The organism is Isoptericola sp. NPDC060257, assembly GCF_042726645.1.
GTDB lineage: Bacteria > Actinomycetota > Actinomycetes > Actinomycetales > Cellulomonadaceae > Isoptericola > Isoptericola nanjingensis.
This window is the reverse complement of sequence record NZ_JBHXAW010000215.1, coordinates 1-7883: the sequence shown is the minus strand read 5'-3', so window position 1 is coordinate 7883 and position 7883 is coordinate 1. Positions and strand designations below refer to the sequence as shown.

Genomic DNA, 7883 nt, shown 5'->3' with positions numbered 1-7883 from the left:
GTGTACCAGCGGTTGCCCTCGCGCTTCACACTGATCGTCTTGACGCGGCCCTGTACGGGCGGACCCTTGAGGTCGGCCTCGAACGCGTCGATCCCGGCCTCCTTGGCCGCGATGGACGTCAGCGTGTTCTTCACCACGGCGTAGGTTGCGTTGCCGCTGAGCGACCGACGCAGCTCCTTGAGCTGTGCGACGGTGAGCCCGCGGTACTCGGTCAGCACGGCCGCGTTCGCGTCACGGAACTTGTCCGCGACCTCCGCGACAGCGGCTGCCTTGTCCGGCCTCGCCATGGCAATCCTTCCGGTGGTGGTGCCACCGGTACCTGCAAGAGAAAGAGCCCCGGCGCAGGTGCGCACGGGGCTCGGAGCTCACAGCCAGGCTGTGTGGTCGTCGTCGTGTCACCTACGCAGGCCCCCGCACTCTCACGGGACTTCGGTCTTCGGCTTGCTGGGGCGAGCCCGGGCAGCGTCGGACGACCGGCGGTCTTGGGTTACCCGAGAACTGTACACGACGACGGGCGGCGGTTCGGCACGCTCGCGCCGTCCCACCGCCCGCGCGCAGGCGGCGTCGTGATGCCGTCAGTGGGAGCCGAACGGGTGCTGCGGGCCCGGGGGCTCCGCCGACGCCGTGGCGGCGGCGCCCACCACGGCGGTGGCGGCGAGCAGCAGACCAGCGATGACGCGGGTGGCACGTGTGTTCATCGAACATCCTTCCATCGGTCGTCCCCCGCCTTGCGGCGGGCTGCCGGCATCGGCACCGACATCACAGCGGCGGCAGGAGGTGAGCACAAGGTGTCGTCCACATCACAGGACGAGCGGGCCGAAGCACACCAACGGCACGGGTTCCGGCTCGTCCGCGACGGCACGGGCAAGCGCCTCACCAGGGCGAAGCCCGTCGCGAAGTCCTCGATGGAGCGCCGGCATGACGCGCACCGCGACCTCGTCGCGCAGGGGTGCGACGCTCGCGACCACGGCACGCGCTCCCATGCGCAACAGCACGCTCGTCAGGCCGAGGGGCTCACCGCCGTGCTTGATGCTGACCGACCCCACGTCGCAGGCCGAGAGAACCATGACGGACCGGGCGAGATCCGTCCCGTCGAGCTCGTGCGCGAACAGCGGCCCGTCCGCGAGGCGCACGCTCGAGAAGACCGGGTTGTCGGGCTCGTGCTGACCGTGCGCTGCCAGGTGGACGATCGCGTGCCCGTCGAGCTCACGGGCCACGGTCTCGCACGTGGCCCGCGCGTCGGTCAGGACGGTCGTTCCTGCACCCCACACGTTCGCGACGGCATCTGCCTCGGCAGGGGCGTGCCGCAGCTCTGGCCCTGCGACGACGAGCGCCGGACCGGGTGACCACTCGGCCCTCCCCCGTGCGACCCACGAGTTCACCACCGTCGACGTCCCTCGACGCGACGGGAGCGACGCCCACGGCAGCGAGACCAGACGGCCACGGGCCGCGACGAAGAGGGGGACCCCGGGGTCGATACCCCGGAGCAACGTGGCGTCCAACCAGGCGAGGTCGCGCTCGAGCGATCGGAGGGCAGCCGCTCTCATCGGGGCGGGGATCAGCGGATTGGCGAGCACGTACTGGTCGGCACGGACGCGACGCGCTCGCTCGACGACGTCGTGGACCTGGCCGAGCTCCATGACCCGGGCACCGGACCGGTCCACGCGGACGGCGAGGACCTTCCCGCGATAGAGCGCAAAGTTGAGCACCACCCGATCCGACGGCGCAGCACGCAGCTCGGCGCGGATCATCCGCGCGGTCGCTGCACGCGGTGCCTCGATCTCACCCTCGACCTGCCAGGACCGTTCACGCGCCCGGTCCTGGAGCCGCCTCGCCTCGCGCCGGAGCTGCAAGGGTTCGCGCGACGATTCGGACTTCTCGAGCTCGAGCGCACGAGCCCGGTCCAGCAGGCTCCGCGCCGCCGACACCAGCGCGGCAGTCTCGCCGTCCGCCGACGGCCTCACCCGCCCTGACCCGGCGAACGTGGCGCGTCCTCGCTCGAGCGCGTCGAAGAGGGCATCCGCCCTCCCCTGGGACAGCGCGGCCACGATGTCGACGCCCTGGAGCCGGACGCCGTGGGCAGCCGCCGCCGTGACCGCCTCGACGGCGCCCAGCCGTTGGCGCTGCACGGCCAGCAGACCCTGCCCCCGACGGATTGCCGCAAGCCCGCGGCGCCGGTCGCCCTGCCCGAACGCGACGAGGGCTCGCACTGCCTCGGCGCGCAGCCGCGTCCCCAAAGCCAGACCGGTGCGGGCCGGAAGTCCCCGCAGGTGCCCCAGTGCCGCGTCGACGTCGCCCGCGCGCGCAAGCGCGTCGGCGGCGACGAGAGAGACGTCGGCGGCCAGTCGCGCACCTCCGGGCACGGTGGCGGCGCGGTCGAGCACTTGCTCCGCCGCCCGAGCGAGCCGCCGCACGCGCGCCGGTTGCGCGCCCTCGTCGATGATCTTCCCGTGCCGGGCATCCAGTCCGATCAGGTCCGCACGAAGCTCGAGGAGCCGATCTCCCGTACGACGCGCAGACGCCCGCACGCTCCGGGCGAGGGCCAATGCCTCCAGGTACTGCTCGAGCCCGACCAGGCACCGAGCGCGCGCGAGCCTCGCGTCGAGCAGGTCACGCCGGGCCGCGGTGGACGAGAGCAGCTGTCCCGCCTGCCGGAGCGCCTCCTCCGCATCGGTGAGCAGGCCCGCTTCGTAGAGCACCGCCGCCTTGTCCATCAGACCCACCCCGGCGTGCTCAGGCGGCGCGACACGGGCTGCCTCCGCCATCGAGCGCAGCGCGGCAGGGAGCTCGCCACGGAGGAAGAGCGCGTAGCCGAGGTTGTGGGCCGCCATCGCGTGGAGCGCCGGTTCGACCCCGTCGCCGGTGATCGACACACAACGCTCGAAGTCACGCGCGGCCAGCTCCGTCTCGCCGCGCTCGAGACGGAGAGAGCCGCGGTTGAGGTAGACGGCGCCGAGGTCGGGACCGTCGGGGAGCCCCTTCTCCGCGCTGGAGAAGTCGATCAGGGCGTCATCGAGCTGTCCGCGCCTCAGAAGCAGCAGACCACGTCGACCGTCGACCAGCGCCACGAGCGCGGAGTCGCCGCTCATCTCCGCCCACCACCGCGCTTCGGCGAGCAGGGCCAGGCAGTCCTCCGTGGCCGCCCCTTGTTCAGACATGCACCGGGACTCACCCACCAGAGCGCGCACGTGCAGCTCCGCCACGGCCGCCGGGACAGCGAGCGCGAGGCGCCCGAGCTCACGACGCACCGCTCTGTACTGACGCACTGCCAGTCCGAATCGGCGCCGGACGCGATCGTTGTCGAGGGCTCGGTCGAGCGCCCCACGCAACGCGACGACGGGATCCTCGCCCAAGGCCTCGCCTCCCCGATCAGTTCATCGCAGCGCCCTCCGGAGGCGTGAGCCCCGTGTGCTCCGCGACGGCCGCCCAGGCATCATCCAGACGCAGCCGCTGTTCGGGCGAAACGCTACCGTCCCCTCCCGAAGGCGCGACGTCCGGCGTCCGTCCGCCGCGTCGCTCCACCAGCGTGGAGGCGATCTCGCCGGCCAGGACCGGCGCGGCGAACGATGTCCCGCTCCAGGTCGCGAACCCTCCCTGGAAGCCCTCGATATCGAGGGTAGCCCGGTGCCCGGTGCCATACCGGTCCTCGATCCGCAACGAGGGCGTGATCGGACCGTCGAGGGTGGTGGGAATCGTGCTCACCACCGCGGCGCCGCACCGCGTCGTCGTCACCCAGCGGCCGTCGTTGCTGAACAGAGCCGTCGTGCCGTCAGGATTCTCTGCGCCGACCGCGAGCACCGGCGGTGCGCCGTCGCGGTCCGCGGGTGTCGACCCGATCGCCCGAGCCCGGACACGGCCGTCGTGCGGGTCGCGCGTCCGCTCGACGAGGGGCGCGAGCGCGGCGGGAAAGCTCGGCCGGGTCGTGCCGTCGTTCCCGGCGGCCGTCACCACCACGACGCCGCTCGACCTCAGCTCGTCGATGACGACGCGCAGCGCGTCGGTCACGCCGAGCTGCTCGGCCTCCTCGTGGTAGTAGCCCAGGGAGAGCACGACGACGTCGACAGGGGCACCGCCGTCGCCAGGGACAGCGTCCGCCTCCAGCCCGAGCTGGTGGAACTCCAGCAGTCGGCTGAGGGTCACGACGAGGTCGGACTCCGCGCCGACGCCGTCGCCACCGACCACCCTGATGGGCAGGATGGCAGCGTCAGGGCACTTCTGGTGCACGATGCCGGCGATGAAGGTCCCGTGCCCGGCGACCGGGTCGAGAGGACCGGTCAGCGAGGAGGCGCTGGCTCCACCGATCTCGGCGTCCTCGCTCCGTCGTGCCGGGACGGGCTGGGTCCCGATCGGGCGGCCATCGGGCAGTACCGCGTCCCGCACGACAATCCCATTGCCGTCGAGCTCCGCACCAGGGTCGTCCCCCTCGGCAATGTCGTAGGTGCCGAACCAGGGGTGGGTCCCGAGCCCGGTGTCGACGATCGCCACGAGCGGTCGGAGCATCCCGTCCGCGGTGACGTACGGCGTCGGGCCGTCCACGTGCTTCCGCGCAGGTCGGTCGCCCAGCCAGGCGACAGGTGCACGTCCGCCCCAGCCGGGCATCGCGTACTCCGCCATCCCTCGCATCGGGGACGAGGTGAACGGGGACGAGGTGAACGGCGAGCTCGTGAACGGAGACGACGTGAAGGGCGAGCTCGTGAACGGAGACGACGTGAAGGGCGAGCTCGTGAACGGAGACGACGTGAAGGGCGAGCTCGTGAACGGAGACGACGTGAAGGGCGAGCTCGTGAACGGGCGCGCCAGCATCACGTGATCGAGGCTGACGCGCCGGCACCCGTGCTCGCCACCGAGCTCGAGGGTGCCGCCGAGAGCCTCGACGATCTCCCAGGCGTCGGGCTCGTCCCCGTCCCTCTCGGGGACCAGACGGAGCGCGAACGCGAAGTCGTCGTCACAGTCGTCCGCAGAGGGACCGCCGGACGAGCGGCGGCTTCGTCGCCGTCCGGCCGTCTCGAGAGCAAGGGTGCAGCCGCGTTCCCGCGCGAGTCGCTCGATCTCGGTGAGGCCGGAGGGCTCCGCGTCCTCCCCGGCGCTGGCGATCGACGCCACTCGACGCACGTCCGCCGGACCCTCCGGGCCCTCGGTGAAGCGCCGGGGCGGAGGCCCCTGAACGATCACCCTGTCGGCGACGTACCAGGTGGGGCGCACCTGCGGGACGCCAGGTCGGCGCCGCACAAGCGACGGATCCAGGAAGCGCACCGGCCGGTAGTCATGGTTCGGGTCCGGCGCCGCCGCTCCGGCGGCCTGGTCTGGGGTCTCGCTCACCTGCTCCTCCTCGAGTGGGCACGCCCACGGGCGTGCAAGAGTCGTCGCCCGTCGTGCGGGCGGGTCGGCACGGTCAGAGCTCGATGACCGGCGTGGCGACGGTGACGTCGCCGCCGTCGGGCAGGCGCACGAGCAGGCTGGTGGGGCCGCGATCGACGGCGGTGAAGGCGAAGCGGCCGTCGTCGTCCGCCGTGGTGGAGCGCTCGCCGCCGGGCTGGCGCAGCTCGACGACGAGCGTCGCGGCGGGCGCGACCCAGCCGTCGAGGCGCACGTGGGTGCCGTCGTCGTCGGTGGACAACGCGATCATCACGGTGAGGCGCTCGTGCGTGAACGTGATGGTGCGCGCCTCGAGCGGCGGGGCGTCGCCGCGCACGGACCCGACGGGGGCCTCGATCTGCTGCAGCTCCATCACGTCTGCCTCGAGCCGTGCGAGCGTCATCGCGAACAGCGACCGCTCGACGAGCCCTCGGGGCACGGGGTCGACCACCTCGACGGCGCGGCCGAGCCGCCCCAGGACGGCGACGTCGCGCGCGTCCAGGGCCTCGTCCTCACCGGGCACGGGCTCGCCCCACGCGTTCTCGTGCTTCTGGCTCATGTCCACGAGGCCTCCCCATGCTCCGTGAGGACGGCGCGCAGCTTCGCCAGGCACCGTCCCCGTGTGGCGCCGATGCTTCCCACCGGCATGCCGATCGACGCCGAGATCGCCTTGTAGTCCGGGCGGTCGGCGAGCGAGACGAGTCGCAGCAGCTCCTGGCAGCGCTCCGGGAGCCGGCGGAGCGACGACCAGAGGATCCGGTCGCGCTCGTCGGTCAGCACCTCGGCCTCCGGGCCTGGACGGGCGTCCGGCAGCGCCGCGGCGCCCTCGGTCACGTCGTCCGGCAGCTCGGTGCGCCGGCGCAGGTCCGCACGCCCCTTGCGCACCGTCTCCCAGGCGGCCCGCCGGGCCGTCACGAGGAGCCACTTAAGCACGGCCTTCGGCTCGGCGATCGTGTCCGCGTGCCGCACGAGCGCCGCCCACGTGGACTGCACCACGTCGTCGGCGACGTCCCGGTCGACGCCCTGGGCGCGCACCGTGTGCCACAGCAACGGCGTCGCCTCCCGGACCAGGTCCGACAGGGCGTCGGTGCGGCCCTCCCGGAACTCCAGGACGGCCCGCGCGGCCCGGTCGCCCAGGCTCTCGTCGGCGTCGGGCGTCCCACCGAGTGGTTCCTCAGCGGCTCGTGTCATGGCTGTTCGCACCTCGTGAGGGCTCGTCGAGAAGCCGGAGCGGCCGCGCCCCGGAGCCTCCGAGCCTACGGCGCGGCCCGACGACGCGGCAGGAGGAAGTTGCATCGACATGCAAGGACCTCCTCCTGCAGCGCTCGTGCGGTGCTGCGTACTCGTCATCGCACGGAAAGAGGACGACCCGCGCCGCGTGATACACCGGAGCCCATCCGACCGGCCGACCGCTCCGAACCACCTCCGAGCGCGGGACCACCCCGCGCCCGACAGATGAAGGAGCAGCCACCATGGGCTCGTCCGCGAACCGTCTCCTCGCCGCAGTCTTCGGCGCCGTCTACCTGCTGGTCGGCCTCGCCGGGTTCGTCGTCACCTCGGGCGTCGGCTTCGCCGCCACGGAGGGCGAGAAGCTCCTGTTCTTCGAGGTGAACCCGCTGCACAACATCATCCACGTCGCGATCGGCGCCGCCCTGCTCCTGGCCTCGCGCTCGGTCGCGGCGGCCAAGGGCGTCAACGTGACCGTCGGCGCGGTCTACCTGCTGGTCGGCGTCCTCGGCCTCTTCCTCGTCGGCACCGGCGCGAACATCATCGCGCTGAACGGCGCCGACAACGTGCTGCACCTGGCCAGCGCCCTCCTCCTGCTCGGCGTCGGGCTGGGCGCGGACCGCCGCGCCGAGACGGGCGTCGCGACGGCATGACCCGGACCGCGCCCCTGGCCCGCCTGCTCGTCGCGTTCGCGCTGGTCGGCGCCGGCCTGGTCAACATGGGCCTGGTGCGGGGCGCGTTCCCCCGTCCCCACGGCGTGTTCTCGCTGGTCGTCGGCGCGGCCGAGCTCGTGGTGGCGGTGCTCGTCCTGCGCGGGACGGCGACACGGGGCGCCGATCCCGCCGTGCTCGCGCGAGTCGCCGTCGGGGCTCTGGCCGTGACGAGCGTCCTCGGGATCGCGATGGCCGTCGCGGAGGGGACCCATGTCGGCGCGGCCACCGCGGCGGCCTCCCTCCAGCTCGCCGCCGCCTGCGTGGTGGGTGCCACGGCCCGACCGGCGCGAGGCAGGCCGGGCGCCGACCGGCCCGACCGGTCCCGGACAGGGCCTGCGGCGACGGCCGCCGGGCGGAGGCCGCGAGCCGCCGTGTCGCTCGCGATCCTCTTCGTGGGTGCCGTGGCCGTCTCCACGGTCGCGTCCGCCGGCCTGACCGACACGGAGGCGGGAGCACGGGCCGTGCCCCACGGCCAGCACCACCTCCCCGACCTGCCCGGCCTCGAGGGCCATCACCACGGTCGGTGACCCGGACCCACCGCCGGGTCCCGGTGGGACGCCGACGGCCCGGCACCCTCGCGGGTGCCGG

At 73.1% G+C, this 7883-nt stretch carries 9 protein-coding genes; 3 read left to right on the top strand and 6 right to left on the bottom strand.

Annotated features, from left to right (window positions below; all coding sequences use genetic code 11):
- The 4 genes from rplJ to ACFWEK_RS16000 all read right to left on the bottom strand — a co-directional run.
- The coding region (rplJ, locus tag ACFWEK_RS16015; protein WP_430554667.1) for a 50S ribosomal protein L10 at positions 1-287 on the bottom strand (287 nt) is incomplete at its 3' end.
- A gap of 288 nt (positions 288-575) precedes the next feature.
- Positions 576-698: a hypothetical protein gene (locus tag ACFWEK_RS16010; protein WP_430554666.1), complete on the bottom strand. Its 123-nt coding sequence runs from the start codon at positions 696-698 to the stop codon at positions 576-578.
- Positions 699-800: 102 nt separating this feature from the next.
- Positions 801-3353 carry a CHAT domain-containing protein gene (locus ACFWEK_RS16005; protein WP_430554665.1) on the bottom strand — a complete coding sequence of 851 codons (2553 nt, stop codon included), beginning with the start codon at positions 3351-3353 and terminating at the stop codon, positions 801-803.
- A gap of 16 nt (positions 3354-3369) precedes the next feature.
- On the bottom strand, positions 3370-4485 hold the full coding sequence (locus ACFWEK_RS16000; RefSeq protein WP_430554664.1) for a S8 family serine peptidase: 1116 nt from the start codon (positions 4483-4485) through the stop codon (positions 3370-3372).
- 148 nt (positions 4486-4633) lie between these two features.
- Here ACFWEK_RS16000 and ACFWEK_RS15995 point away from each other — a divergent pair, with 148 nt between their 5' ends.
- Positions 4634-4810 (top strand): hypothetical protein, encoded by a 177-nt coding sequence (locus ACFWEK_RS15995; RefSeq protein WP_430554663.1) that lies wholly within the window; start codon positions 4634-4636, stop codon positions 4808-4810.
- A gap of 582 nt (positions 4811-5392) precedes the next feature.
- On the opposite strand, the gene ACFWEK_RS15990 is transcribed toward ACFWEK_RS15995, so the two are convergent.
- Both ACFWEK_RS15990 and ACFWEK_RS15985 read right to left on the bottom strand, forming a co-directional pair.
- Positions 5393-5914: a carboxypeptidase-like regulatory domain-containing protein gene (locus ACFWEK_RS15990; RefSeq protein ID WP_430547429.1), complete on the bottom strand. Its 522-nt coding sequence runs from the start codon at positions 5912-5914 to the stop codon at positions 5393-5395.
- Complete coding sequence (locus ACFWEK_RS15985) at positions 5911-6546, bottom strand: RNA polymerase sigma factor (protein ID WP_429764791.1); 636 nt, start codon at positions 6544-6546, stop codon at positions 5911-5913. Before ACFWEK_RS15985 ends, ACFWEK_RS15990 begins: the two co-directional genes overlap by 4 nt.
- Before the next feature lie 281 nt (positions 6547-6827).
- Here ACFWEK_RS15985 and ACFWEK_RS15980 point away from each other — a divergent pair, with 281 nt between their 5' ends.
- Together ACFWEK_RS15980 and ACFWEK_RS15975 are read left to right on the top strand one after the other, a co-directional pair.
- Positions 6828-7235: a DUF4383 domain-containing protein gene (locus tag ACFWEK_RS15980; protein WP_430554662.1), complete on the top strand. Its 408-nt coding sequence runs from the start codon at positions 6828-6830 to the stop codon at positions 7233-7235.
- A complete protein-coding gene (locus ACFWEK_RS15975; protein ID WP_430554661.1) occupies positions 7232-7822 on the top strand; it encodes a hypothetical protein in 591 nt (196 codons plus the stop codon). The genes ACFWEK_RS15980 and ACFWEK_RS15975 overlap by 4 nt, the downstream gene beginning before the upstream one ends.
- Positions 7823-7883 lie beyond the last annotated feature (61 nt).

Excerpts from the sequence above, each read along its gene's own strand:
- ACFWEK_RS16010 (WP_430554666.1), bottom strand. The coding sequence starts at position 698 with ATGAACACACGTGCCACCCGCGTCATCGCTGGTCTGCTGCTCGCCGCC.
- ACFWEK_RS15990 (WP_430547429.1), bottom strand. The coding sequence starts at position 5,914 with ATGAGCCAGAAGCACGAGAACGCGTGGGGCGAGCCCGTGCCCGGTGAG.
- ACFWEK_RS15985 (WP_429764791.1), bottom strand. The coding sequence starts at position 6,546 with ATGACACGAGCCGCTGAGGAACCACTCGGTGGGACGCCCGACGCCGAC.
- ACFWEK_RS15980 (WP_430554662.1), top strand. The coding sequence starts at position 6,828 with ATGGGCTCGTCCGCGAACCGTCTCCTCGCCGCAGTCTTCGGCGCCGTC.
- ACFWEK_RS15975 (WP_430554661.1), top strand. The coding sequence starts at position 7,232 with ATGACCCGGACCGCGCCCCTGGCCCGCCTGCTCGTCGCGTTCGCGCTG.